The organism is Halobacillus aidingensis (assembly GCF_900104185.1).
GTDB lineage: Bacteria > Bacillota > Bacilli > Bacillales > Halobacillaceae > Halobacillus > Halobacillus aidingensis.
Genome location: NZ_FNIZ01000024.1, coordinates 1 through 22,377, shown reverse-complemented (window position 1 = coordinate 22,377; position 22,377 = coordinate 1). Strand labels below are relative to the sequence as shown.

37 protein-coding genes and 1 rRNA gene are annotated in these 22,377 nt (G+C 44.5%); 36 read left to right on the top strand and 2 right to left on the bottom strand.

Translation table 11 applies throughout. The annotated features are described in order from the left end of the window. The first annotated feature begins 1 nt into the window (after position 1). The 33 genes from rpsC (at position 2) to BLS23_RS17835 (ending at position 19,030) form a co-directional block, all read left to right on the top strand. Positions 2–643: a 30S ribosomal protein S3 gene (gene rpsC / locus BLS23_RS17995; RefSeq protein WP_035511682.1), complete on the top strand. Its 642-nt coding sequence runs from the start codon at positions 2–4 to the stop codon at positions 641–643. A gap of 18 nt (positions 644–661) precedes the next feature. After that, positions 662–1,096 (top strand): 50S ribosomal protein L16, encoded by a 435-nt coding sequence (gene rplP / locus BLS23_RS17990; RefSeq protein ID WP_027953416.1) that lies wholly within the window; start codon positions 662–664, stop codon positions 1,094–1,096. After that, the gene (rpmC, locus tag BLS23_RS17985) at positions 1,086–1,286 is read left to right on the top strand and encodes a 50S ribosomal protein L29 (protein WP_008636054.1); all 201 of its coding nucleotides are present in this window, start codon (positions 1,086–1,088) and stop codon (positions 1,284–1,286) included. The genes rplP and rpmC overlap by 11 nt, the downstream gene beginning before the upstream one ends. A gap of 24 nt (positions 1,287–1,310) precedes the next feature. Then, the gene (gene rpsQ, locus BLS23_RS17980; RefSeq protein ID WP_035511679.1) at positions 1,311–1,574 is read left to right on the top strand and encodes a 30S ribosomal protein S17; all 264 of its coding nucleotides are present in this window, start codon (positions 1,311–1,313) and stop codon (positions 1,572–1,574) included. Positions 1,575–1,616: 42 nt separating this feature from the next. Continuing rightward, on the top strand, positions 1,617–1,985 hold the full coding sequence (gene rplN, locus BLS23_RS17975; protein WP_035511677.1) for a 50S ribosomal protein L14: 369 nt from the start codon (positions 1,617–1,619) through the stop codon (positions 1,983–1,985). Positions 1,986–2,025: 40 nt separating this feature from the next. Then, complete coding sequence (gene rplX / locus BLS23_RS17970) at positions 2,026–2,337, top strand: 50S ribosomal protein L24 (RefSeq protein ID WP_075038175.1); 312 nt, start codon at positions 2,026–2,028, stop codon at positions 2,335–2,337. A 26-nt stretch (positions 2,338–2,363) separates the two neighbouring features. Continuing rightward, positions 2,364–2,903 carry a 50S ribosomal protein L5 gene (gene rplE / locus BLS23_RS17965; RefSeq protein WP_089654430.1) on the top strand — a complete coding sequence of 180 codons (540 nt, stop codon included), beginning with the start codon at positions 2,364–2,366 and terminating at the stop codon, positions 2,901–2,903. A gap of 26 nt (positions 2,904–2,929) precedes the next feature. Further along, positions 2,930–3,115, top strand: coding sequence for a type Z 30S ribosomal protein S14 (locus BLS23_RS17960; protein ID WP_035511674.1), 186 nt, complete (start codon positions 2,930–2,932; stop codon positions 3,113–3,115). Between the two features lie 30 nt (positions 3,116–3,145). After that, complete coding sequence (gene rpsH, locus BLS23_RS17955; protein ID WP_089654429.1) at positions 3,146–3,544, top strand: 30S ribosomal protein S8; 399 nt, start codon at positions 3,146–3,148, stop codon at positions 3,542–3,544. 30 nt (positions 3,545–3,574) lie between these two features. Continuing rightward, complete coding sequence (gene rplF / locus BLS23_RS17950) at positions 3,575–4,111, top strand: 50S ribosomal protein L6 (RefSeq protein ID WP_089654428.1); 537 nt, start codon at positions 3,575–3,577, stop codon at positions 4,109–4,111. 35 nt (positions 4,112–4,146) lie between these two features. Then, positions 4,147–4,509, top strand: a complete 363-nt coding sequence (rplR, locus tag BLS23_RS17945) for a 50S ribosomal protein L18 (protein WP_074736217.1) — start codon at positions 4,147–4,149, stop codon at positions 4,507–4,509. A gap of 20 nt (positions 4,510–4,529) precedes the next feature. Continuing rightward, positions 4,530–5,030 (top strand): 30S ribosomal protein S5, encoded by a 501-nt coding sequence (gene rpsE, locus BLS23_RS17940; RefSeq protein WP_089654427.1) that lies wholly within the window; start codon positions 4,530–4,532, stop codon positions 5,028–5,030. Positions 5,031–5,048: 18 nt separating this feature from the next. Then, positions 5,049–5,231 carry a 50S ribosomal protein L30 gene (gene rpmD, locus BLS23_RS17935; RefSeq protein ID WP_089654426.1) on the top strand — a complete coding sequence of 61 codons (183 nt, stop codon included), beginning with the start codon at positions 5,049–5,051 and terminating at the stop codon, positions 5,229–5,231. A gap of 30 nt (positions 5,232–5,261) precedes the next feature. Beyond that, positions 5,262–5,702: a 50S ribosomal protein L15 gene (gene rplO, locus BLS23_RS17930; protein ID WP_089654425.1), complete on the top strand. Its 441-nt coding sequence runs from the start codon at positions 5,262–5,264 to the stop codon at positions 5,700–5,702. Beyond that, on the top strand, positions 5,702–6,994 hold the full coding sequence (secY, locus tag BLS23_RS17925; RefSeq protein ID WP_089654424.1) for a preprotein translocase subunit SecY: 1,293 nt from the start codon (positions 5,702–5,704) through the stop codon (positions 6,992–6,994). Before rplO ends, secY begins: the two co-directional genes overlap by 1 nt. Before the next feature lie 43 nt (positions 6,995–7,037). After that, the gene (locus BLS23_RS17920) at positions 7,038–7,691 is read left to right on the top strand and encodes an adenylate kinase (RefSeq protein WP_089654423.1); all 654 of its coding nucleotides are present in this window, start codon (positions 7,038–7,040) and stop codon (positions 7,689–7,691) included. After that, the gene (map, locus tag BLS23_RS17915) at positions 7,688–8,434 is read left to right on the top strand and encodes a type I methionyl aminopeptidase (protein ID WP_089654422.1); all 747 of its coding nucleotides are present in this window, start codon (positions 7,688–7,690) and stop codon (positions 8,432–8,434) included. Before BLS23_RS17920 ends, map begins: the two co-directional genes overlap by 4 nt. A gap of 16 nt (positions 8,435–8,450) precedes the next feature. Next, on the top strand, positions 8,451–8,786 hold the full coding sequence (locus tag BLS23_RS17910; protein WP_035511657.1) for a KOW domain-containing RNA-binding protein: 336 nt from the start codon (positions 8,451–8,453) through the stop codon (positions 8,784–8,786). Next, on the top strand, positions 8,764–8,982 hold the full coding sequence (gene infA, locus BLS23_RS17905; RefSeq protein ID WP_008636026.1) for a translation initiation factor IF-1: 219 nt from the start codon (positions 8,764–8,766) through the stop codon (positions 8,980–8,982). The genes BLS23_RS17910 and infA overlap by 23 nt, the downstream gene beginning before the upstream one ends. A gap of 28 nt (positions 8,983–9,010) precedes the next feature. After that, entirely contained in the window at positions 9,011–9,124 is a 114-nt protein-coding gene (gene rpmJ, locus BLS23_RS17900) for a 50S ribosomal protein L36 (protein WP_002509257.1), read from the top strand. 24 nt (positions 9,125–9,148) lie between these two features. After that, the gene (gene rpsM / locus BLS23_RS17895) at positions 9,149–9,514 is read left to right on the top strand and encodes a 30S ribosomal protein S13 (RefSeq protein ID WP_089654421.1); all 366 of its coding nucleotides are present in this window, start codon (positions 9,149–9,151) and stop codon (positions 9,512–9,514) included. Between the two features lie 30 nt (positions 9,515–9,544). Further along, a complete protein-coding gene (gene rpsK / locus BLS23_RS17890; protein WP_089654420.1) occupies positions 9,545–9,940 on the top strand; it encodes a 30S ribosomal protein S11 in 396 nt (131 codons plus the stop codon). A gap of 179 nt (positions 9,941–10,119) precedes the next feature. Next, positions 10,120–11,064: a DNA-directed RNA polymerase subunit alpha gene (locus tag BLS23_RS17885; protein WP_089654419.1), complete on the top strand. Its 945-nt coding sequence runs from the start codon at positions 10,120–10,122 to the stop codon at positions 11,062–11,064. 45 nt (positions 11,065–11,109) lie between these two features. Then, positions 11,110–11,469, top strand: a complete 360-nt coding sequence (gene rplQ, locus BLS23_RS17880) for a 50S ribosomal protein L17 (protein WP_089654418.1) — start codon at positions 11,110–11,112, stop codon at positions 11,467–11,469. Between the two features lie 189 nt (positions 11,470–11,658). Continuing rightward, positions 11,659–12,498: an energy-coupling factor ABC transporter ATP-binding protein gene (locus BLS23_RS17875; protein ID WP_089654417.1), complete on the top strand. Its 840-nt coding sequence runs from the start codon at positions 11,659–11,661 to the stop codon at positions 12,496–12,498. Continuing rightward, positions 12,474–13,346, top strand: coding sequence for an energy-coupling factor ABC transporter ATP-binding protein (locus tag BLS23_RS17870; protein ID WP_089654416.1), 873 nt, complete (start codon positions 12,474–12,476; stop codon positions 13,344–13,346). The genes BLS23_RS17875 and BLS23_RS17870 overlap by 25 nt, the downstream gene beginning before the upstream one ends. Continuing rightward, positions 13,339–14,136 carry an energy-coupling factor transporter transmembrane component T family protein gene (locus BLS23_RS17865; RefSeq protein ID WP_089654415.1) on the top strand — a complete coding sequence of 266 codons (798 nt, stop codon included), beginning with the start codon at positions 13,339–13,341 and terminating at the stop codon, positions 14,134–14,136. Before BLS23_RS17870 ends, BLS23_RS17865 begins: the two co-directional genes overlap by 8 nt. A gap of 16 nt (positions 14,137–14,152) precedes the next feature. Further along, positions 14,153–14,893, top strand: coding sequence for a tRNA pseudouridine(38-40) synthase TruA (truA, locus tag BLS23_RS17860; RefSeq protein ID WP_089654414.1), 741 nt, complete (start codon positions 14,153–14,155; stop codon positions 14,891–14,893). A gap of 215 nt (positions 14,894–15,108) precedes the next feature. Further along, complete coding sequence (gene rplM / locus BLS23_RS17855; RefSeq protein ID WP_075038156.1) at positions 15,109–15,546, top strand: 50S ribosomal protein L13; 438 nt, start codon at positions 15,109–15,111, stop codon at positions 15,544–15,546. A gap of 18 nt (positions 15,547–15,564) precedes the next feature. Further along, positions 15,565–15,957, top strand: coding sequence for a 30S ribosomal protein S9 (rpsI, locus tag BLS23_RS17850; protein WP_075038155.1), 393 nt, complete (start codon positions 15,565–15,567; stop codon positions 15,955–15,957). Positions 15,958–16,212: 255 nt separating this feature from the next. Beyond that, complete coding sequence (locus BLS23_RS17845; protein WP_089654413.1) at positions 16,213–17,061, top strand: VOC family protein; 849 nt, start codon at positions 16,213–16,215, stop codon at positions 17,059–17,061. A 109-nt stretch (positions 17,062–17,170) separates the two neighbouring features. Beyond that, entirely contained in the window at positions 17,171–17,896 is a 726-nt protein-coding gene (gene cwlD / locus BLS23_RS17840; protein ID WP_089654412.1) for an N-acetylmuramoyl-L-alanine amidase CwlD, read from the top strand. 81 nt (positions 17,897–17,977) lie between these two features. After that, positions 17,978–19,030 (top strand): Mrp/NBP35 family ATP-binding protein, encoded by a 1,053-nt coding sequence (locus BLS23_RS17835; protein WP_089654411.1) that lies wholly within the window; start codon positions 17,978–17,980, stop codon positions 19,028–19,030. Positions 19,031–19,079: 49 nt separating this feature from the next. Here BLS23_RS17835 and gerD read toward each other — a convergent pair whose 3' ends face one another. Beyond that, positions 19,080–19,733: a spore germination lipoprotein GerD gene (gerD, locus tag BLS23_RS17830; protein ID WP_089654410.1), complete on the bottom strand. Its 654-nt coding sequence runs from the start codon at positions 19,731–19,733 to the stop codon at positions 19,080–19,082. Between the two features lie 140 nt (positions 19,734–19,873). Here gerD and BLS23_RS17825 point away from each other — a divergent pair, with 140 nt between their 5' ends. Then, entirely contained in the window at positions 19,874–20,476 is a 603-nt protein-coding gene (locus BLS23_RS17825) for a KinB-signaling pathway activation protein (protein WP_089654409.1), read from the top strand. Positions 20,477–20,523: 47 nt separating this feature from the next. Here the strand turns inward: BLS23_RS17825 and pdaB are convergent, their stop codons facing one another. Further along, on the bottom strand, positions 20,524–21,282 hold the full coding sequence (pdaB, locus tag BLS23_RS17820; protein WP_089654408.1) for a polysaccharide deacetylase family sporulation protein PdaB: 759 nt from the start codon (positions 21,280–21,282) through the stop codon (positions 20,524–20,526). Positions 21,283–21,400: 118 nt separating this feature from the next. Here pdaB and BLS23_RS17815 point away from each other — a divergent pair, with 118 nt between their 5' ends. Both BLS23_RS17815 and BLS23_RS17810 read left to right on the top strand, forming a co-directional pair. Beyond that, the gene (locus tag BLS23_RS17815; protein ID WP_089654407.1) at positions 21,401–21,622 is read left to right on the top strand and encodes a hypothetical protein; all 222 of its coding nucleotides are present in this window, start codon (positions 21,401–21,403) and stop codon (positions 21,620–21,622) included. A gap of 473 nt (positions 21,623–22,095) precedes the next feature. Continuing rightward, positions 22,096–22,377, top strand: a 16S ribosomal RNA gene (locus BLS23_RS17810); the annotation flags it as partial.

Here is a 22,377-nt window from a genome sequence, read left to right as displayed (position 1 = left end):
AGTGGGTCAAAAAATTAATCCGGTAGGTCTTCGTATCGGCGTAATCCGCGACTGGGAATCCAAGTGGTACGCTGGCAAAGACTATGCAGACTTGTTACATGAAGACATTAAGATTCGTGAATATGTTGAAAATCGTCTTAAAGATGCTGCTCTTTCTACGGTAGAAATCGAACGCGCAGCAAACCGTGTAAACATTACTGTGCACACAGCTAAGCCAGGAATGGTTATCGGTAAAGGCGGTTCTGAAGTAGAAGCACTTCGTAAAGCTCTAAACCAACTAACTGGTAAACGCGTTCACATCAACATCGTTGAAGTGAAAAAGCCAGATCTTGACGCTACACTTGTAGCTGACAATATCGCACGTCAATTGGAAAACCGTGTATCTTTCCGTCGTGCTCAAAAACAAACGATCCAACGCGCTATGCGTGCAGGAGCTAAAGGTATTCGTACCCAAGTATCTGGCCGTCTAGGTGGCGCGGATATCGCTCGTGCTGAATATTACAGTGAAGGAACAGTACCACTACACACACTTCGTGCAGATATCGATTACGGAACTGCAGAAGCTGACACCACTTACGGTAAGCTTGGTGTTAAAGTGTGGATCTATCGTGGAGAAGTCCTTCCAACTAAAACTGACAAGTAAGGAAGGGGGAAAAGCATTATGTTAATGCCTAAACGTGTTAAATATCGTCGTCAACACCGTACTAGCTTAAAAGGCCGTGCAAAAGGCGGTACTGAAGTAGCATTCGGTGAATATGGTTTGCAAGCAATCGATCCAGCATGGATCACAGCCCGCCAAATCGAGGCAGCGCGTATCGCGATGACTCGTTACATGAAGCGTGGCGGTAAAGTTTGGATTAAAATCTTCCCTGATAAGCCTTATACTGCTAAACCCCTAGAAGTACGTATGGGTTCCGGTAAAGGTGCTCCAGAAGGTTTCGTAGCTGTCGTGAAGCCAGGGAAAATCATGTTCGAGATCGCAGGTGTATCTGAAGAGGTTGCACGCGAAGCGTTGCGTCTTGCTTCACACAAACTGCCGATCCGTACGAAATTCGTAAAACGTGAAGAAATTGGTGGTGAAATCAATGAAGGCTAATGAGATCCGTGAATTAACCACTGCCGAAATTGAACAAAAAGTTAAGTCTCTTAAAGAAGAACTTTTCAACCTACGCTTCCAATTGGCAACAGGTCAACTTGAGAACACTGCACGTATCCGTGAAGTTCGCAAGTCCATCGCACGTATGAAGACCGTTGCTCGTGAACGTGAGCTAGGCGTAAATAACTAATAGATGAGAGGAGGTCACCCTCACATGACTGAACGTAATAATCGTAAAGTTTATACTGGCCGTGTCGTTTCTGACAAAATGGATAAAACCATCACTGTACTAGTAGAAACTTATAAGTTCCACAAACTTTACGGCAAGCGCGTAAAGTATTCCAAAAAGTTCAAAGCACATGACGAAAACAACCAAGCGAAAAACGGCGACATCGTAAGCATCATGGAAACTCGTCCATTGTCTGCTTCTAAGCGTTTCCGTCTTCTAGAAGTTGTTGAAGAGTCTGTCATTATCTAAATAAAGTTCGCTCGGAGTTAATCCGAAGGGAGGTTACATTGTATGATTCAACAGGAATCTCGTCTGAAAGTCGCAGATAACTCTGGTGCTCGTGAAATCCAAACGATTAAAGTATTGGGTGGATCCGGCCGCAAAACAGCTAACATTGGTGATATCATCACTGCTACTGTGAAGCAGGCAACACCAGGAGGCGTTGTTAAAAAAGGTGAAGTAGTAAAAGCTGTTATCGTACGTTCTAAGAGTGGAGTTCGCCGTAAAGATGGTTCTTACATCCGTTTTGATGAAAACGCAGCAGTAATCGTGCGTGATGACAAAGGGCCACGCGGTACTCGTATCTTTGGACCGGTAGCTCGTGAACTTCGTGATGCTAAATTCATGAAGATTGTATCTCTAGCTCCAGAAGTATTATAAAAGCCTGAATGAAATGCCTTGTTAAGGAGGTGCGCGAAGAATGCACGTAAAAAAAGGTGACAAAGTAATGGTAATTACTGGTAAGGATAAAGGCAAACAAGGAACAGTCCTTGAAGCTTATCCGAAGAAAGATCGTGTTCTTGTTGAAGGTGTGAACGAAGTGAAAAAGCACGCGAAGCCTTCTCAGGAGAATCCACAAGGTGGAATCCTAACACAAGAAGCTGCGATCCACGTATCCAACGTAATGCCAATCGACCCTAAGACTGGTGAGCCGACACGTGTTGGTTACAAAGTCGAGGACGGCAAGAAAGTTCGTATCGCGAAAAAATCTGGTGAAGCACTAGATAAATAAGCCATAGAAGAAAGGAGGGCCACACGATGAACGAACTAAAGAAACAATATCAAGAAGAAGTTGTCTCATCTTTGATGAACAAATTTGAATATGATTCCGTTATGCAAACACCAAAAGTTGAGAAAATCGTTGTCAACATGGGTGTAGGTGACGCTGTTCAAAACGCGAAAGCACTTGACACAGCTGTAGAAGAACTAACATTGATCACTGGACAGAAACCAGTTATCACAAAAGCGAAGAAATCAATTGCAGGATTCCGCCTACGTGAAGGTATGCCAATCGGTGCGAAGGTTACACTTCGTGGAGAGCGCATGTACCAGTTCCTCCAAAAACTGATCGCCGTATCTCTACCACGTGTGCGTGACTTCCGTGGTATTTCTAAGAAAGCTTTCGACGGTCGTGGAAACTACACGCTTGGTGTTAAAGAGCAATTGATTTTCCCAGAGATCGATTACGATAAAGTAAACAAAGTGCGTGGTATGGATATCGTTATTGTCACTACAGCTGACTCTGACGAAGAAGCACGTGAACTTCTAGCTCAATTCGGCATGCCGTTTCAAAAATAATGAGCTAACTATAAGGAGGGAAAATAGTGGCTAAAAAATCAATGGTCGCGAAGCAACAGCGTAAACAGAAGTACCAAGTGCGCGAATACACGCGTTGTGAACGCTGCGGACGTCCGCACTCCGTACTTCGTAAGTTTAAGCTTTGCCGTATTTGTTTCCGTGAACTTGCATATAAAGGTCAAATCCCTGGTGTCAAAAAAGCCAGCTGGTAAACCCGAAACAGGGAAGGAGGTTAATGAGTTATGACAATGACAGATCCAATTGCAGATATGCTTACACGTATTCGTAACGCTAACATGGTGCGTCACGAGAAGCTTGAGCTTCCAGCTTCCAACGTTAAAAAAGAAATCGCTGATATCCTTAAGCGTGAAGGTTTTGTACGTGACTATGAATTTGTTGAAGACAACAAGCAAGGAGTTCTTCGCATCTTCCTTAAGTACGGTCAAAACAATGAGCGTGTAATTACTGGTGTGAAGCGTATCAGTAAGCCAGGTCTACGTGTTTACGCTAACGCTGAAGAACTTCCGAAAGTTCTTAACGGTCTAGGTGTAGCCGTTGTATCTACTTCAAAAGGTGTATTGACAGATAAAGAAGCTCGTGAACAAGCCATCGGTGGCGAAGTTCTAGCTTACATCTGGTAAAAAAACAGATCAGACAGGAGGTGCAAACATATGTCTCGCGTAGGTTTAAAATCACTTGAAATTCCTGAAGGTGTAGAAATCATCCAGGATAACAACACGATTACAGTTAAAGGTCCTAAAGGGGAATTGACTCGTACATTCCACAAGGACATCACAGTTAAAGTTGAGGACAACGTTCTTACTGTAGCTCGTCCGAGCGACCACAAAGAACACCGTGCTCTTCACGGTACTACACGCAGCCTGATCGGTAACATGGTTGAAGGTGTTTCTAAAGGCTATGAGAAAAGTCTTGAAATCATCGGTGTAGGTTACCGTGCGCAGAAACAGGGTCAAAATGTTGTAATCAACGCTGGTTACTCTCACCCTGTTGAAGTCGATAACCATGAAGGTATCGAAATCGAAGTTCCATCCAACACGAAAGTAACAGTTAAAGGGATCGACAAAGAACTTGTTGGTGCTGTAGCTGCGAAGATCCGTGCGATCCGTCCTCCAGAGCCTTATAAAGGTAAAGGAATTCGCTACGAAGGCGAATATGTACGCAGAAAAGAAGGTAAAACAGCTAAGTAAGACTCATAGCTAACGTATAGAAAGGAGTGACCCTGATGATCACGAAGGCAGATAAAAATGTCGTACGTAAAAAGCGTCATGCACGCGTTCGTAAGAATGTCTTTGGCACCGCTGAACGCCCACGCTTGAACGTATACCGCTCTAACAAACACATTTATGCTCAGCTAATCAACGATGAAAGCCAAGTAACAGTAGCAAGTGCGTCTACTGTCGACAATGACTTCAACCTTGATGCTACAGGCAATGTCGAGGCTGCTCAAAAAGTCGGTGAATTAGTGGCTAAGCGTGCGATCGACAACGGTTATAAAGTTGTTGTATTCGACCGTGGAGGTTACTTGTATCATGGACGTGTGAAAGCACTAGCTGAAGCCGCTCGCGAAGCCGGCCTAGAATTTTAATAGTTAAAGGAGGGACATAAATGATTACAACAAACATCGACCCTAACAAACTTGATCTTGAAGAACGCGTAGTTACCATCAACCGTGTAGCTAAGGTAGTTAAAGGTGGACGTCGTTTCCGTTTTGCTGCATTGGTTGTAGTTGGAGATAAAAATGGTCATGTCGGATTCGGTACAGGAAAAGCCCAAGAGGTACCTGAAGCGATCAAAAAAGCCATTGATGATGCTAAGAAAAATCTAATCACAGTACCAGTGAAGAACACGACAATTCCACACGAAATCAACGGACGTTTTGGTGCAGGTAACATTCTTATGAAACCAGCAGCAGAAGGTACCGGAGTTATCGCTGGTGGACCTGTCCGTGCGGTACTTGAGCTTGCAGGTGTTCAAGACATCCTATCTAAGTCACTTGGTTCTAACACGCCAATCAACATGGTACGTGCTACAATCACTGGACTTAGCGAGCTTAAGCGTGCAGAAGACGTCGCTAAACTTCGTGGTAAATCAGTAGAAGAACTGTAGGATAAGGAGGGAAATAAAATGGCTAAACAGTTAGAAATTACCCTCACGCGCAGTGTTATTGGTAGACCGCAAGATCAGCGCTCTACTGTCAAGGCGCTAGGTCTGAACAAGATCCGTCAAACTGTCGTACTTGAAGATAACCCAGCGATCCGAGGTATGGCTAATAAGGTGTCTCACCTAGTTTCGGTTAAAGAAGTTTAATTCTACAAAAGATATAAGGAGGTGCAACGCATGAAACTGCATGAACTAAAACCTGCTAAAGGTACTCGTAAAGAACGTAACCGCGTAGGTCGCGGTATGGCATCTGGAAACGGTAAAACTTCCGGTCGTGGTCATAAAGGTCAAGGCCAGCGTTCAGGAAGCAAAACTCGCCCAGGTTTCGAGGGTGGTCAAATGCCACTTTTCCAACGCCTGCCTAAGCGTGGTTTCACTAACGTTCACCGTAAGGAATTTGCGATTATCAACCTTGATGCACTGAATCGCTTTGAAGAAGGCACAGAGGTTACTCCTGAGCTATTGCTGGAGTCTGGTGTGGTAAGCAACCAAAAAGCCGGAATCAAAGTACTAGCTAAAGGTTCAATCGAAAAGAAACTTACAGTGAAAGCTCACAAGTTCTCTGCTTCCGCGAAAGAAGCAATTGAAGCAGCGGGCGGTCAAACTGAGGTGATTTAATGTTCCGGACAATCTCCAATTTTATGCGCGTGGGTGATATTCGACGGAAGATTATTTTCACTTTGTTGATGCTCATTGTTTTTCGCCTGGGAACATTCATCCCGGTTCCTTTTACGAATAGAGAAGCCATCAATTTCATGGATGAACAGAATGCGTTTGGGTTCCTGAACACATTCGGAGGCGGGGCATTACAAAACTTCTCCATCTTCGCTATGGGGATCATGCCCTACATTACAGCCTCCATCATCATGCAATTGTTGCAGATGGACGTCGTTCCTAAGTTTGCGGAATGGAAAAAGCAAGGTGAAGTCGGCCGTCGAAAATTAGCTCAGTTTACCCGCTATGGAACGATCGTGCTCGCTTTCATTCAAGCCATCGGCATGTCTATAGGTTTTAATGCACTGGCTGGTGGTCAATTGATCGCTGATCCAGGAGTTACGAAATTCTTAATCATTGCTCTTGTCTTGACAGGCGGTACAGCGTTTCTAATGTGGCTTGGTGAGCAAATCACTGAACACGGCGTTGGAAATGGTATTTCCATCCTGATTTTTGCGGGAATTGTTGCTGCAATTCCGACCGGTGTCAACCAGTTGTATGATCAATACATTTCCGGTGCTGGAGATGAATTGTTCATTAATTTGGTCATCATCGCTCTGATTGTACTTGTTATTGTTGCGGTTGTTGTGGGAGTCATCTTCATCCAACAAGCCCTTCGTAAGATTCCTATTCAATATGCAAAACGGTTGGTTAACCGTTCGCCAGTAGGTGGGCATTCTACTCACTTACCACTGAAAGTGAATGCTGCAGGAGTCATCCCGGTCATCTTTGCGATATCTTTCATTATCGCACCAAGAACCGTCGCTGGACTTTTTGAGAACAGCGAAGTCGCCTCCGTCATTCAATATATATTTGATTATCAAAACTGGCCTGGAATGATTATCTATGTTGCGTTGATTATTGCCTTCACTTATTTCTATACTTTTGTTCAGGTGAATCCGGAACAAATGGCTGAAAACTTGAAGAAGCAAGGCGGGTATATCCCAGGAATTCGTCCTGGAGCCAATACGGAAACGTACTTGACTCGTGTGATGTACCGATTGACATTCGTAGGATCCATCTTCCTAGCAGCTGTCTCTATCCTACCGATCATCTTGGGCTCGGCCGCTCAGTTGCCGCCAAGCATTCAAATCGGAGGTACCGGCCTGCTGATTGTTGTAGGGGTTGCCCTGCAGATCATGAAGCAGCTGGAAAGTCAGCTTGTGAAGCGCCACTATCAAGGATTCATTAAATAATTAGTGTCAAAGCTAATGAATAAATGAGAGCGAGGGGAACACGTTGAATTTAATTCTGATGGGTCTCCCTGGTGCCGGTAAAGGTACTCAGGCTGAGAAGATAGTCGAAAAATATGACATCCCTCATATCTCAACTGGAGATATGTTCCGATTAGCTATCAAAGAAGGAACAGCACTGGGCAAAGAAGCCAAATCCTATATGGACAAAGGTGAATTGGTTCCCGATGAAGTGACCATCGGAATCGTTCGCGAGCGTCTTAGTAAACCGGATTGTCAAAAAGGATTCCTATTAGATGGTTTCCCGAGGACAATCGCCCAAGCAGAAGCCCTTGAGAACCTCTTGACTGATATGGAGGAGTCTTTGGACTATGTACTTCATATCGATGTTCCTAAGGAGCAACTCATCGAGCGTCTTACTGGACGACGCATCTGCCCGACATGCGGTGCTACCTATCACGTGGTCTTCAACCCGCCGAAAGAAAACGGCAAGTGTGATCACGATGGCTCTGAGTTGATTCAGCGCGAAGACGATCAGCCTGATACCGTAAGAAAGCGCCTGGAGGTCAATGTTGAGCAATCACAACCTCTGCTTGATTTCTACCAAGAGAAAGGGTACTTGGTATCATTCGAAGGTGACAAAGATATCAACGAAGTATTCCAAGACATCGATCAAAAGCTGGGAGAACTAGCTGAATGATTATTTGTAAGACTTCACGGGAATTAGATATTATGCGTGAAGCAGGGCGGATCGTCGCCTTGACGCACCAAAAGTTGGAACAAAACATCCAACCAGGTATAACAACCGGGGAATTGGATAAGATTGCAGATGAATTCATACGCAGTATGGATGCAATCCCATCTTTTAAAGGTTATAATGGATTCCGTGGAAGTATCTGTGCATCTGTCAACGAAGAACTCGTTCATGGCGTTCCTGGAGACAGGGTGTTGAACGAAGGTGATATCATCAGCATCGATATTGGTGCCAAATATAAAGGTTATCACGGAGATTCGGCCTGGACGTATCCGGTCGGAGCCGTCGATGATGAAACCATGGAACTGCTGAGAGTTACTGAGCAATCATTGTTTAAAGGACTTGATGAAGCAAAGCCAGGTGTACGCCTTTCAAATATATCCCATGCGATCCAGAGCTTCGTTGAGCCTGAAGGTTTTTCAATCGTAAGAGAGTATGTGGGACACGGAGTAGGGCAGGAGCTTCATGAGGATCCTCAAATTCCTCATTACGGCCCGCCAAACAAAGGACCACGCCTCAAGCCTGGTATGGTATTGGCTGTAGAACCGATGGTGAACGCAGGGTCTTGCTATGTGAAGACGCTTGGCGACCATTGGACGGTAGTCACTCAAGATGGTAAAAGGTGCGCTCACTTTGAGCACACCATTGCAATTACGGATGAAGGATATGAAATCCTTACAAAATCCTAAATGAAGGTGATCGTTTTTGAACGAATCTGAGTCGAGTCCGCGAATAGGTCAAATTGTTCGTATTGTGCAGGGGCGTGAGGCAGGACAGTACGCGGTAGTGATCGATGTACTGGATGGCCGCTTTGTGCTGCTTGCCGACGGAGAGAAACGTAAGTATGATCGACCAAAGAAAAAGAATTTGCAACATGTTGAGCTTATGGATTTCATCTCTCCGGAAGTCCAGGACAGCCTTCTGGAAACTGGTCGTGTCACAAATGGCAAGCTTCGATTTGCCGTATCAAAATATGTCAATGAAGCAGTGACTGATTTGAAGAAGGGAGATCAACTCGATGGCGAAAGACGATGTAATTGAAGTAGAAGGGACCGTCGTTGAAACCTTACCGAACGCACAGTTCAAGGTTGAACTCGAGAACGGTCACTCCGTTTTAGCTCACGTTTCCGGTAAAATTCGCATGCACTTTATTCGAATCTTACCAGGAGACAAGGTAACGGTAGAACTTTCCCCTTATGACTTAACAAAAGGACGTATTACGTACCGTTATAAATAAAACTCCGATCTTAAAGGAGGTATGGATGATGAAGGTAAGGCCTTCTGTAAAACCAATTTGCGAAAAATGCAAAGTCATCAAACGTAAAGGTAAAGTCATGGTTATCTGTGAAAACCCTAAGCATAAACAAAAACAAGGCTAAAACTGAAGGAGGTGCACGTAACTTATGGCACGTATTGCAGGTGTAGATATTCCTCGTGACAAGCGAGTAGTCGTATCCCTAACTTACGTTTACGGTATCGGTAAATCCCTTGCCAAAGACGTACTAGCTGAAGCTGGCGTTTCTGAAAATACTCGCGTTCGCGATCTTACAGAAGACGAACTAGGTAAAATCCGTAAAGCAGTGGAACAACACAACACGGAAGGTGACCTTCGTCGTGAGAACTCTCTTAACATCAAGCGTTTGATTGAGATCGGTTCTTATCGCGGAATCCGTCACCGTCGTGGACTTCCACTTCGCGGACAGAAGACGAAAAACAACTCTCGTACACGTAAAGGCCCACGTCGTACCGTGGCTAACAAACGTAAATAATAAGCAACACAAAGGAGGTAAGCTAACTATATGGCACGTAAAGGAAACACTCGTAGTCGTAAGCGTCGCGTGAAAAAGAATATAGAGACCGGTGTGGCACACATCCGCTCTACTTTCAACAACACAATCGTAACGATCACTGATGTTCAAGGTAACGTTATCGCGTGGAGCAGTGCTGGATCCCTTGGTTTCAAAGGTTCCCGTAAATCTACTCCATTCGCTGCTCAAATGGCTTCTGAAAATGCGGCGAAAGACGCTATGGACAACGGTATGAAAACTCTTGAAGTAACAGTTAAAGGCCCTGGTGCTGGTCGTGAAGCAGCAATCCGCTCTCTACAAGCAGCAGGTCTTGAAATCACGGCAATCCGTGACGTAACTCCAGTACCACACAATGGTTGCCGCCCACCAAAACGTCGTCGCGTATAATAGTTCTGAATAGAATTTGTCACCCTGTCTATAATGGGTTATGATAGCTTTTAATCATCAACGCCGTAGACAGAGAAAATATGCAGTTGTCTTTTTATCGGGACTGCCTACCTGAGGAATTTCGGTTAGACCTATTGTCTAACCGGGGTTTCGACGTTTTGAAGGAGGGTTTAGTGTAAATGATCGAAATTGAAAAGCCAAAGATTGAAACGGTCGAGATCAGCGATGAGTCTACTTTTGGTAAGTTCGTCGTAGAACCGCTTGAGCGTGGGTATGGTACAACTCTAGGGAACTCCTTGCGTCGTATCCTATTATCCTCACTTCCCGGCTCTGCTGTCACATCAGTTCAAATTGACGGGGTCCTTCATGAGTTCTCAACTATTGAAGGTGTCGTCGAAGACGTAACCACAGTCATTCTTAATCTAAAGAAACTAGCTTTGAAGGTTTATTCCGACGAAGAGAAGACTTTGGAGATTGATGTACAGGGTGAAGGAAAAGTTACAGCGGCTGACATTACGCACGACAGTGATGTAGAAGTTCTTAATCCAGATCTTCACATCGCAACATTAGATAGCAACTCCAGCTTCCGTGCACGTATTACAGCAGAACGCGGCCGAGGATATCGTCCGGCTGAAGGAAACAACCATGAGGATCAACCAATTGGCGTCATTCCAGTTGACTCTATTTTTACGCCGGTATCCCGTGTAACGTATCAAGTAGAGAACACTAGAATCGGTCAAACATCTAACTTTGATAAGTTGACGTTGGATGTATGGACGGATGGCAGCATTCGTCCGGAAGAAGCGATCTCTCTTGGGGCTAAAATCTATATGGAACACCTTAATATCTTTGTAGGCCTTACAGATGAAGCTCAAAAAGCTGAAATCATGGTTGAAAAAGAAGAGGACCAAAAAGAAAAAGTTCTAGAAATGACGATCGAAGAACTTGACCTTTCTGTCCGTTCATACAACTGCTTGAAGCGCGCTGGTATCAACACAGTGCAGGAACTTGCGAATAAGTCTGAAGAAGACATGATGAAGGTACGCAACCTTGGTCGCAAGTCACTTGAAGAAGTGAAGCACAAGTTGGACGAACTGGGCTTAGGTTTAAGAAAAGACGATTAATAGATAGAACACATCTAAGAGATTCAGATAAGGGAGGGATTATCAATGGCTAGAAAACTAGGACGTACAACTGATCAGCGTATGGCGCTACTTCGCAACTTAGCGACAGACTTGATCATTCACGAACGTTTGGAAACAACAGAAGCTAAAGCGAAAGAGCTTCGTTCTGTTGTAGAAAAAATGATTACACTAGGGAAACGCGGCGATCTACATGCCCGTCGTCAAGCTGAATCATTCCTTTACAATGCGCAAGCGGATGAAGAAGGGGAGCAAACAGCTTTGCAAAAGCTATTCTCTGACATCGGCCCACGCTATGAAGACCGTCAAGGTGGTTACACTCGCGTGCTTAAGCTAGGCGAGCGTAAAGGTGATGGAGCGAAAATGGCGATCATTGAACTAGTTTAATGAATACCATGAGGGTTAAAGGGCAGGACTGAATCTCATCGCGAGGTTACATCCAGCCCTTTTTTTATATCCAAATAGAAGAAAATACCGTCTGGATGGGGTCGGTTTTTAGATGACCCATCCTTCGGTTGATAGGAAATGATGTCATATTTCCTGGGAAATAGTCAGTTGAGCAGAGGAGGAACACAGATGGGAGAGAGACAAGTCGAGTTTCGTCATGTGTCTTTTAAATACCAGGAAGACATGCCCTGGGTGTTGAAGGACGTGAGCTTCACCATAGGTCCGGATGAGTGGGTGGCGATCATCGGTCATAATGGTTCAGGCAAATCGACGATTGCTAAATTAATGAATGGACTTTTGTTTCCTCAGGAGGGGGAAATTATCGTCGATGGAATGAAAGTGACACCTGAGACGGTGTGGGAAGTCAGAAAACAGGTAGGGATGGTTTTTCAGAATCCGGATAACCAGTTTGTAGGGACCACCGTCAGGGATGACGTTGCGTTCGGAATGGAAAACCACGGCATGCCTCGCGAACTTATGGTTGAGCGCATCAAAGAAAGCCTGGAAGCTGTCCGTATGGAAGCATATGAGAGGCATGAACCCCACCGGTTATCAGGCGGTCAAAAACAGCGGATTGCCATCGCCAGCGTCCTTGCTGTATCACCTGAATTCATCATTCTTGATGAAGCAACCGCCATGCTTGATCCAAAAGGCAGAAAAGAAATCATGAAGACCGTCAGCGACGTCCAGCAGGAAAGAGACTTGTCATTAGTGACGATCACCCACGACCTTCAAGAAGTGACATTGGCTTCAAGAGTGATTGTCATGAATGGTGGCGAAGTTTGGATGGAAGGGACACCGCGAGACGTATTCTCTAGAAAAGAACAGTTGACTGAAATTGGCTTGGATACTCCGTTTGTAAGTAAAATGGCTGATCACCTCAAAGAAGAAGGTTTGAGCCTATCTCGTGAGCCACTCAATCACCAGGAGTTGTTGGAGGACTTATGCACATCTCGTTTGAACATGTAAGCTATACCTATCAACCGAACAGTCCATTCGAACACAAAGCACTGAATGATATGACCTTCTCGATCGAATCTGGTTCTTTTGTAGCTGTCATCGGCCACACAGGTTCAGGGAAGTCGACACTGATTCAGCATTTGAACGGACTGTTGCAACCAACCGAAGGGAAAATTCATCTGGGTGATTATACAATTGAAGCCGGTGTAAAAAACAAACACTTGAGAGAGCTGCGTGAAAACGTCGGCGTTGTTTTCCAATATCCTGAGCATCAATTGTTCGAGGAAACAGTCGCGAAAGATATTGCCTTCGGTCCGCAAAATTTCGGAGTCCCTCAAGAAGAAATCGAACGACGCACGAAAGCTGCGGTTAAGGCGACCAAGCTCCCTGAAGATTTGCTCGACCGTTCACCATTCGACTTGAGTGGTGGTCAGATGCGCCGTGTGGCTATATCAGGGGTGCTTGCGATGGATCCTAAGGTTCTCGTTTTGGATGAACCAACTGCAGGACTTGATCCCAGCGGCCAAAAAGAAGTGATGGACATGTTCTATGACCTTCATCATGAAAAGGGATTAACGACCATTCTTGTCACTCATAGTATGGAAGATGCCCTTGCCTATGCCGACTATATTCTGATTATGAACCATGGGGAACTTTACAAAGAAGGGACACCATTGGATATTTTCCGGCAGAAGGAAGACCTTGAGCAAGTCCAGTTGGATGTTCCGGAAGTCATCGCCTTCTTAAGTAAAGCGGAGAAAGAGTATGGGATTAATCTTGAATATAAAGGTCAGACCATAGCTGAGTTAGCAAAAGAATTAGCCCGCAAAGTGAGAGGGGGCAGCGATCATGAGTAGTTCTTTAATTATCGGTCAGTATATCCCGACAGATTCCGTGATCCACCGCCTTGACCCTCGTTCCAAAATCGCTATCATCTTCTTTTATGTTGTGATCGTATTTTTTGCTAACTCTGTTATGAGCTACGGGGTGCTTGCTCTCTTTGCTGTCGGAAGTGCCTTGCTTTCCCGTGTGCCATTCCGTTACATTATGAAAGGTTTGAAACCGGTCTGGTTCCTCATTGTGTTTACGTTCCTCCTACACTTGTTTGTCACGAGGGAAGGGGACGTCGCTTTTTCTATATTTGGCTGGGATGTTTACAGGGAAGGTCTCGTCCAGGGAGGAGCCATTTCGTTAAGGTTCTTCCTCCTGATCCTTGTGACTTCGCTGCTTACGTTGACAACGACGCCGATCGAAATTACAGATGCCATTGAGGAGCTGTTGGGTCCTTTGAAAAAAGTGAAGTTCCCTGTTCATGAACTGGCGCTGATGATGTCGATCTCCCTCCGCTTCATTCCGACATTGATGCAGGAGACAGAGAAAATCTCCAAAGCCCAGGCTTCCCGTGGTGTAGATTTCCGCACAGGGACGTTAAAGGACCGTGTGAAGGCGATTGTACCTCTTCTAGTCCCATTGTTCGTGAGTGCATTCAAACGCGCAGAGGAGCTCGCTATGGCAATGGAAGCGCGTGGATATCAAGGAGGGGAAGGGCGTACAAAGCTCAGGGAACTGAGGATATCAAAACTTGATATTTCATTGTATGTCCTGTTCGCTCTGTTAGTCATCGCCCTATTCATGACGAGAAGCTGATGGGGAGGAACTTTTTATGATAAGAATTCGAATGGTCATCCGTTATGATGGAACGAATTACGCCGGCTATCAAGTTCAGCCGAATGGGAATACGATCCAGGCAGAGCTTGAGAAAGCATTAAGGAAAATGCATAAAGGGGAACAGGTGAAAGTGGTCGCTTCTGGACGGACGGATGCACGTGTTCATGCGGTCGGTCAGGTGATTCATTTTGAGACACCCCTTCACATTCCTATGGCGAATTGGAAAAGAGCACTGGGCTCGCTTCTTCCGGATGATATTCAAGTCGTTTCTGCGGATCAGGTTTCTGAAGAATTTCATGCAAGATATGATGCGAAGGGAAAAGAGTACCGCTATTATGTCCATCATGCTCATGAGCATGACCTCTTCCGCCGTCATTATACTCACCACGTCCGGGCAGAACTCGATATCGTTCGTATGAAAGAAGCGTGCAGCCATCTTGAGGGCGAGCATGATTTCACCTCATTTTGTTCACCAAAGACAGACATTAAAGGGACCAAGGTCCGGACGATCTATAAAGCGGAAGTAACCAAAGAAGGAAATGACATTGTGTTTATCTTCCGGGGTTCAGGCTTCCTCTATAATATGGTCCGGATTCTTGTCGGAACTTTGTTGGAAGTCGGCAGAAACGAACGTAAGCCCGAAGATGTAAAGCGGATCATCGAAGCGAAAAACCGTAACGAAGCAGGGAAAACGGCACCACCACAAGGATTATTCTTATGGGAAGTGTTTTACTAGAAGGATTTGACCTAGAAAAAGATGCTCTCCTTTTAAAAAAACAACGAATCCAGGTGTGCATGCCCTTGACATATAGTTACAAGGTGTTATATTATATTCTATGGCATTTTATTTCTGTACCACGGTTAGCCCCGGAAAACTAATCGTATTTGAGATAAATGATAAAGTAGTAACGAAGTCTATGAGAAATCAAACATTTCAGGAGGGAAACCGATATGCGCACAACTTTCATGGCAAATGAAAACAACGTTGAACGTAAATGGTATGTTGTGGATGCTGCAGGGCAAACACTCGGCCGTTTAGCGAGCGAAGTTGCTGCGATCCTTCGCGGTAAAAATAAACCAACATACACACCACACGTTGACACAGGTGACCACGTCATCATCATCAATGCTGGTGAGATCCAACTTACAGGAAACAAAATCAACGATAAGATCTATTATCGTCACTCTAACCACGTAGGTGGTTTGAAATCCCGTACGGCTAACGAAATGCGTACGAAATACCCTGAGCAAATGCTAGAGCTTGCTGTTAAAGGTATGCTTCCAAAAGGAAGTCTTGGACGTAAGATGGGCAAGAAACTTCATGTTTACGCTGGTGCGGAACACAAACATGAAGCACAAAAACCAGAAGTTTACGAACTTCGCGGATAATCAAAGGAGGTAATCTTAGTGGCACAAGTACAATACTCAGGTACTGGTCGTCGTAAGAGCTCAACAGCTCGTGTACGTCTTGTTCCAGGAACTGGTCGTGTAGTAGTAAACAAACGTGATGCTGAAGACTTTTTCCCATATGAAACTCTTCGTATGATTCTGAAACAGCCTCTAGCTGTTACAGAAACTGAAGGTAACTATGATGTATATGTAAACGTAGATGGCGGTGGATTCACAGGACAAGCTGGTGCAATCCGTCACGGAATCGCTCGTGCTTTGTTACAAGCGGATCCTGAATACCGTACACCATTGAAACGCGCTGGTCTATTGACTCGTGACGCACGTATGAAAGAGCGTAAGAAATACGGTCTTAAAGGTGCTCGTCGCGCTCCACAATTCTCCAAGCGTTAATCGATGCTTATACAAAAGGCTCTCAACCGACTCGGTTGGGAGTCTTTTTTTTATGTTTTTTTGTTGGTGATATCTTATATGTCGTGCCAGACACCGTGGGCTGATAAATGGTACGAGGAACTGGATTTAACGAAACGGGTGCCTGGCACCTATGAAAGTAAAACCGGTGCCAGACATAATTGAAAGCATATGAATATCTGTAAAATCCTTATTTCGATATACTAAGGGAAAAGATATACGTATGGAGGGGTTCACATGCTTTTTCATGAAAAAGAAAACACCCACGTCACTCAGGTCACTTTGAAAGTCATGGACCTAGAGCGATTGTTGGAGTTTTACACAACCATTATTGGTTTTCAAATATGGAAGCGGTCCGGTCATGCGGTTTACTTAAGTGGAGGGGGAGAAAAGCCGCTTCTTGTCCTTGAAGAGGTTAGTGAGGGTATACCAGCAAACAGAAAAGCAACAGGGCTGTATCATTTTGCACTCCTTTTACCAGAAAAGGCGGACCTTGCCGATTTGGTCAAACATTTGCTTAAGAACAACATCCAGGTGGCTTCGGCGGATCATCTCGTTAGTGAAGCCATTTACTTCTCGGATCCTGATGGAAATGGTATAGAAGTGTATATCGACCGGCCCTCCTCATTATGGGAATGGTCAGGAAATGAGGTGAAAATGACCGTCGACCCGTTGGATTTCGAAGAGTTATTCCGATTTGAAACCAACGCCGGGTGGATGGGGCTGCCGGATCGTACGGTCATGGGCCATATTCATCTTCATGTATCAGATCTTGCACAAGCGAAGCAATTTTATTGTGACGGTCTAGGATTCGATATAGTGAGCAGTTTCGGTGATCAGGCCTTATTTATTTCATCGGCCAATTACCATCATCATATTGGGCTTAATACATGGAAGGGTGCCGATGCTCCGATTCCAGAAGATCAGGAAGCAGGATTGAAATGGTTTGATATTCATTTTCCTCAGGAACACTCAAGGAAAGAAGCGATCAATAGAATTCTGCAAATGGGAGCGTCTGTCGATGAAAAAGAAGGAGTTATCTACACGATGGACCCATCAAGTAATGGTATTCGGTTGCTTGTGTGAATTTGATTCCCAGGGTTCCTAACTATTAAAAAGCTTTCTCATGCCTTCACATATTTGTCCACCCTGTCCCATATAGTGAAAAAGGGAGGAGTATAAGGGAGTGTGAGGCATGCGAAAACCTAGGTTGAAAACATTTTTATGGTTATCAGGAATCATTGTACTGGTGTGCGCCGTATCCTATCCGATTCAGGAGGCAAAGGATGCCTGGACGGTATGGTCGTCCCCTCTATCGGGGAAAGTGATTGTATTGGATCCAGGACATGGAGGACCTGATGCTGGTGCTTCTGGCAAAGATGGTACGGAAGAGAAAGTCATTACTTTGCAAATGGCTGAATACCTTCGTGATTATTTGCAGCAAGCGGGTGCACTCGTGTACCTCACCCGTGATGATGACAATGACCTTGCATCAGATGAAGCGGAAAAAGCGCGGCGCAGGCAAGCGGAAGATGTCCGAAACAGGGTTCAGTACATTGAGGAAAAAGAAGCGGATTTATACATCAGTTTACATTTGAATGCCATTCCATCTGAAAAATGGAGCGGCGCCCAGACCTTTTACTATCCAAAAAATGAGGAAAGCAAAACCTTGGCGAAGTTCATTCAATCTGAAATCAAGGAGAACATAGGGAATACGGATCGGGGAGCTTTTGGTTTGTCTAATATTTATATCCTTAAACACGCGAAAGCCCCAGGTGTTTTAGTGGAAGCCGGGTTTTTGTCGAACCCAGGGGAGCGAGAATTGTTAAAGGATAATGATTACCAAAGGAAAATGTCAGCATCCATCTATCAGGGTGTGCTCCGGTATGTCACAGAAAGAGAGCTTCCTTCTGACGACTGATTGAAGCAAATCACTTAGAAAGCGTTTCATATATGTTATACTAGCCATAGTGAAACATATTTCTAAGGATGGTGAACCGGCTTGTTGACAGAAGGAAAAGTACTAGAAATCCTCCATTCAATCGAAGACCCGTTTTTACATAAAACGTTGGAAGAAACCGGTGGAGTTGAAGAGATAAAAATCAAGGAAGAAAAAAATCATGTCAGCGTAAAAATATTGATCGGAAAGACAAATACGGCTGAACAGATGGAATTGCAGCAGAAAATTGTCAATGCGCTGAAAAGTGGTGGAGCGGCAACGGTCGGCTTGCGTTTCGACCAGCTTCCAGATGAAGTGATTCAAAGGTTCCAACCTGAAGCGGAGCAGGAGCAGGAAGCCTCTCTTCTAGGTGGAAATACAGGGACGAAGTTCATCTCCATTGCCAGTGGTAAGGGTGGCGTAGGGAAATCCACAGTCACGGTTAACCTTGCCGTAGCTTTAACACGCCTTGGTAAGAAAGTTGGGATCATTGACGCGGATATTTATGGTTTCAGTGTTCCGGATATGATGGGTGTTGAAGAACGACCAGTCGTTCGCGGAGAGAAGATTATTCCTGTAGAACGGTTCGGGGTCAAGCTTGTATCGATGGGTTTCTTTGTAGAAGATAATTCTCCGATTATCTGGCGCGGACCTATGCTCGGCAAAATGTTGACGAGCTTTTTCAAAGAAGTGGAATGGGGCGACCTCGATTACCTGCTTCTTGATTTGCCGCCGGGAACCGGTGATGTGGCATTGGATGTACATTCCATGCTTCCATCTTCTAAAGAAATCATCGTTACGACTCCGCACCCGACGGCCGCTTTCGTAGCTGCGCGTGCAGGTCAAATGGCTCTGAAAACGGAACATGAAATTCTTGGTGTCGTTGAAAACATGGCTTATTTTGAAAGTAAAGAGACAGGGAACAAAGAGTTCGTCTTCGGTAGAGGAGGCGGCGTGAAGCTCGCAGAAACCCTTCAAACAGGAGTTCTCGGCCATGTGCCGCTTCAACAGCCTTACGAAGAAGAAGATGTTTTCGCGCCATCTGTCTACCAGGCAGATCATCCAATCGGTGTCATTTACCGTAATATGGCTGCAAAAGTAATCGATAAATATTAATATCAAAACACGCACTTCTCAAAGAAGTGCGTGTTTTTTTGGCTTGTGGTTAGCCTTGCTGACTTTTTTCTCCTTCACCGCTGCTCCCGTTGCCGGATTGTTCTTCACTGCTGCTTTGCCCGCCTTGATCGGAGGACTCGGATTTCCCTCCGCCACCACTCTGCATTTTCTCCGCTGCTTTCAATAAGGTTTCACTCATTTTCGCTTGGAAAACAGGGCTGTTCAAAGTTTCTTCTATCGTTTTCTGCAGATGCGAGCGGAATTGCTGCCCTTCCATGACGGTAACCATTTCCTTCATCATTTCAGGGTTTTTATAAAGCTCAATCATCAATTTTTGGTACTCAGCATCTTTCATTAACCCTTTCATCAACTTTTTCTGTTGATCTTCAAGGACTTTACTGAACTCTTGGACGAACTTTGGGTCGGAGAACATTTTACTCCAAAAAGCTTTTCCTTCTTCAGATACGAGTGTCTGTTGGACAGCCTGCGAAACAACTTCTGACTCGAGGGCCATCTGTTGCTGCATTTTCTCATCAGAAAGGACTTCAGTCATCGCTTTCTTCCCGTCGTCCGATTTCAGAATATCAACGATCATCTTTTTCGTTGTATCATAATCCGTCTGTTCACTTGCACTTGATGCCCCGCTGCAAGCAGCCAGGAGTACAAGGAGTAGGACGGGACATAAGAATCGGAGTTTGGACATTTTGCATGTCCCCTTTCTTAAGTTCTCCTTACGTTTACTATCTGCGATTCGACAGAAATTATACGAAGACTGGAGGAAAAAAGCTCGGCTTCGTGGTAAAATACGGTTGAAAAGTTTTTTGTATAATAGGGGGAACTTCCGTGAATAGTCGTAAATGGGTAAGGTTGTTTTTAACGACCTTATGGATCGGCGGTTTGACGACGTTGATCATCAGTTTTATTTTTAAATATGATTCTTATGCTGAAGTGCTGAAGCCGTTGCAACTCTTTGAGCTCTTTGGCTTATTGTTATTTTTTGCGGGTCTTGGATTTATATTCAGCATCATTAGTCAAATGGGTTTCTTCGCCTATCTGACAGTCAATCAGTTTGGAAAGGGGATTTTCCGTTCTTTATGGATCCCTGTCCAACTCTTCTTGATCGCTTTTACGCTTTTTGACCTCGTGTACTTTAGATACCAGGCAGCAGCAGAGGACGCATCCATCTGGCCATTTTTATGGACAGCCTTAGGTCTTCTTGGTCTCTCCATAATCGTTGCTTATATAAAAGCAAAGGAAACGAAGTGGCATGCTTTTATTCCTGCACTGTTTTTTATGATTGTCGTTACGAGTGTAGAGTGGGTCCCTGCCTTGAGAGCCCAGGGCAGTGATTATGTATGGCTTATGATTATTCCTTTGTTCATCTGTAATGCTTATCAACTTATTTTACTTCACCGTATAACGAAAACATCTGAAAAAGCTGCTTAAAAAAACAACCACCGCATAGGAGTAGCGGTGGTTGTTTTTTTAGGCGATTATTCAATTTGAGTGGTTTCTGATTCTGCGCCGCTGACTAGTTCAGTAATGCTTACGAATTTCAGTCCTTTTTGTTTCAAACCGGGCAAGATGACCTCAAGAGCTTTTGCCGTCTGTTTTACCGAGTCAGAAGCATGCATCAAGATGATATCTCCTTCAGACCCCTCATTCAGAACGGTATCTATGATGGAGTTCGTTCCAGGGTTTTCCCAGTCCCTTGGATTAATACTCCATTGCACAGCTTGCATTCCTTTGTCTTCAATCATCTTCAAAACCTCTTTATCCATATGACCATGAGGAGGACGGATCCATTTGATTTCTTCAAAGCCCAATTTTTCAAAAGTTTCCTTCGCTTTGTTCAAGTCTTGTTGTACTTGTGCGGGCTTTTGTTCAAGGTAACTTTCGTATTTATATCCCATCATCCCGATTTCGTGTTTTCCTTCATGAATAGCCTTAATAATATCGGGGTGACGCTCTGCCCATTCCCCACTAACGAAAAAAGTTGCCTGGGCCTTGTTCGCTTCTAACTGCTTCAACACGTCGTGGACCTTCTCTGTTCCCCAGCTTATATTAAATGTCAGTGCAACGTTCGAATTTTTATCGCTTCCTTGTGTCAAAGCACGGGGCTCACCTTCATTAGAAAAGACGGGGAGTTGACTCCACTGTCCGATCCACAAGAAAAGGGCACAAAAAAATGCCAAAGCCACCACAACTCCATAGCGTTTCATCCGCTCAGCTTTCCAAGTGTAGAAACTCATTGCACGATTCACCTTCCTTCCAATATGTTCTATACATATGAAAAAAAGGACAACCTATGCTAAAAACACAAGATTTAGGGTAAAAATATAGAGAGTTGTTCAAGGGAGGTCCTTTAAGGTGCATGGTTTAATGATTAATGAACAGGAACGTCGTGAAATTGAATACTTGTTAAAGAGAGAGATGGAAGAAATCACGTTTGACCTAGGAGACCACAGAATAGACCAAGGACTGAAAAGAGCGATGGAAGAAAGGTATGAAGTTCTTTTTCAGATCTTCCGAAGGTTTGCAACTAGAGAAGAATGTCTACAGTATATGCCAAGGAAAAAGAAACAAAATTAATGCTATAATCATTTCAGCTTATCAATAATGCTAATGGTCAAAAACTAAGCCCTGGATGTAGATCAGGGCTTTTCCTATGCATCGTTGCTCATTGAAATAATTTTTTTAATGAATTTCTAAAAAAGCATTGCTTTTCTTTTTTAGTCTGTGATATATTATTAATCGTTGTCGGAAAGCAACACAACGCAGCGGAAACGAACGAATGTCATTTAAAAAAAGTTGTTGACACTGCGGGGCAGACATGATAAATTATTACTTGTCGCCAAAACGACAGCAAAAAAATATCACAAAAAAGTTGTTGACACAAACAACCGAAAGTGATAAACTGATAAAGTCGCTGACAAAGCGGCAAACAAAACATTTGATCTTTGAAAACTGAACGAACCAACCAGTACGTCAAAACATTTCTTCTTTATAGAAGAAATTTGAAACAAAGCACATTCGGTGTGCAAATGAGCAAGTCAAACTTAACTTTTATGGAGAGTTTGATCCTGGCTCAGGACGAACGCTGGCGGCGTGCCTAATACATGCAAGTCGAGCGCGGGAAGCGAGTGGATCCCTTCGGGGTGAAGCTCGTGGAACGAGCGGCGGACGGGTGAGTAACACGTGGGCAACCTGCCTGTAAGATCGGAATAACCCCGGGAAACCGGGGCTAATGCCGGGTAATACTTTCTTTCGCATGAAGGAAAGTTGAAAGATGGCTTCTTGCTATCACTTACAGATGGGCCCGCGGCGCATTAGCTAGTTGGTGAGGT

Bases quoted from the DNA above. Each gene is read 5' to 3' on its own strand.
- rplP (WP_027953416.1), top strand. From the start codon at position 662: ATGTTAATGCCTAAACGTGTTAAATATCGTCGTCAACACCGTACTAGC.
- rpmC (WP_008636054.1), top strand. From the start codon at position 1,086: ATGAAGGCTAATGAGATCCGTGAATTAACCACTGCCGAAATTGAACAA.
- rpsQ (WP_035511679.1), top strand. From the start codon at position 1,311: ATGACTGAACGTAATAATCGTAAAGTTTATACTGGCCGTGTCGTTTCT.
- rplN (WP_035511677.1), top strand. From the start codon at position 1,617: ATGATTCAACAGGAATCTCGTCTGAAAGTCGCAGATAACTCTGGTGCT.
- rplX (WP_075038175.1), top strand. From the start codon at position 2,026: ATGCACGTAAAAAAAGGTGACAAAGTAATGGTAATTACTGGTAAGGAT.
- rplE (WP_089654430.1), top strand. From the start codon at position 2,364: ATGAACGAACTAAAGAAACAATATCAAGAAGAAGTTGTCTCATCTTTG.
- rpsH (WP_089654429.1), top strand. From the start codon at position 3,146: ATGACAATGACAGATCCAATTGCAGATATGCTTACACGTATTCGTAAC.
- rplF (WP_089654428.1), top strand. From the start codon at position 3,575: ATGTCTCGCGTAGGTTTAAAATCACTTGAAATTCCTGAAGGTGTAGAA.
- rplR (WP_074736217.1), top strand. From the start codon at position 4,147: ATGATCACGAAGGCAGATAAAAATGTCGTACGTAAAAAGCGTCATGCA.
- rpsE (WP_089654427.1), top strand. From the start codon at position 4,530: ATGATTACAACAAACATCGACCCTAACAAACTTGATCTTGAAGAACGC.
- rpmD (WP_089654426.1), top strand. From the start codon at position 5,049: ATGGCTAAACAGTTAGAAATTACCCTCACGCGCAGTGTTATTGGTAGA.
- rplO (WP_089654425.1), top strand. From the start codon at position 5,262: ATGAAACTGCATGAACTAAAACCTGCTAAAGGTACTCGTAAAGAACGT.
- secY (WP_089654424.1), top strand. From the start codon at position 5,702: ATGTTCCGGACAATCTCCAATTTTATGCGCGTGGGTGATATTCGACGG.
- map (WP_089654422.1), top strand. From the start codon at position 7,688: ATGATTATTTGTAAGACTTCACGGGAATTAGATATTATGCGTGAAGCA.
- infA (WP_008636026.1), top strand. From the start codon at position 8,764: ATGGCGAAAGACGATGTAATTGAAGTAGAAGGGACCGTCGTTGAAACC.
- rpmJ (WP_002509257.1), top strand. From the start codon at position 9,011: ATGAAGGTAAGGCCTTCTGTAAAACCAATTTGCGAAAAATGCAAAGTC.
- rpsM (WP_089654421.1), top strand. From the start codon at position 9,149: ATGGCACGTATTGCAGGTGTAGATATTCCTCGTGACAAGCGAGTAGTC.
- rpsK (WP_089654420.1), top strand. From the start codon at position 9,545: ATGGCACGTAAAGGAAACACTCGTAGTCGTAAGCGTCGCGTGAAAAAG.
- BLS23_RS17885 (WP_089654419.1), top strand. From the start codon at position 10,120: ATGATCGAAATTGAAAAGCCAAAGATTGAAACGGTCGAGATCAGCGAT.
- rplQ (WP_089654418.1), top strand. From the start codon at position 11,110: ATGGCTAGAAAACTAGGACGTACAACTGATCAGCGTATGGCGCTACTT.
- BLS23_RS17875 (WP_089654417.1), top strand. From the start codon at position 11,659: ATGGGAGAGAGACAAGTCGAGTTTCGTCATGTGTCTTTTAAATACCAG.
- BLS23_RS17870 (WP_089654416.1), top strand. From the start codon at position 12,474: ATGCACATCTCGTTTGAACATGTAAGCTATACCTATCAACCGAACAGT.
- BLS23_RS17865 (WP_089654415.1), top strand. From the start codon at position 13,339: ATGAGTAGTTCTTTAATTATCGGTCAGTATATCCCGACAGATTCCGTG.
- truA (WP_089654414.1), top strand. From the start codon at position 14,153: ATGATAAGAATTCGAATGGTCATCCGTTATGATGGAACGAATTACGCC.
- rplM (WP_075038156.1), top strand. From the start codon at position 15,109: ATGCGCACAACTTTCATGGCAAATGAAAACAACGTTGAACGTAAATGG.
- BLS23_RS17845 (WP_089654413.1), top strand. From the start codon at position 16,213: ATGCTTTTTCATGAAAAAGAAAACACCCACGTCACTCAGGTCACTTTG.
- cwlD (WP_089654412.1), top strand. From the start codon at position 17,171: ATGCGAAAACCTAGGTTGAAAACATTTTTATGGTTATCAGGAATCATT.
- gerD (WP_089654410.1), bottom strand. From the start codon at position 19,733: ATGTCCAAACTCCGATTCTTATGTCCCGTCCTACTCCTTGTACTCCTG.
- pdaB (WP_089654408.1), bottom strand. From the start codon at position 21,282: ATGAGTTTCTACACTTGGAAAGCTGAGCGGATGAAACGCTATGGAGTT.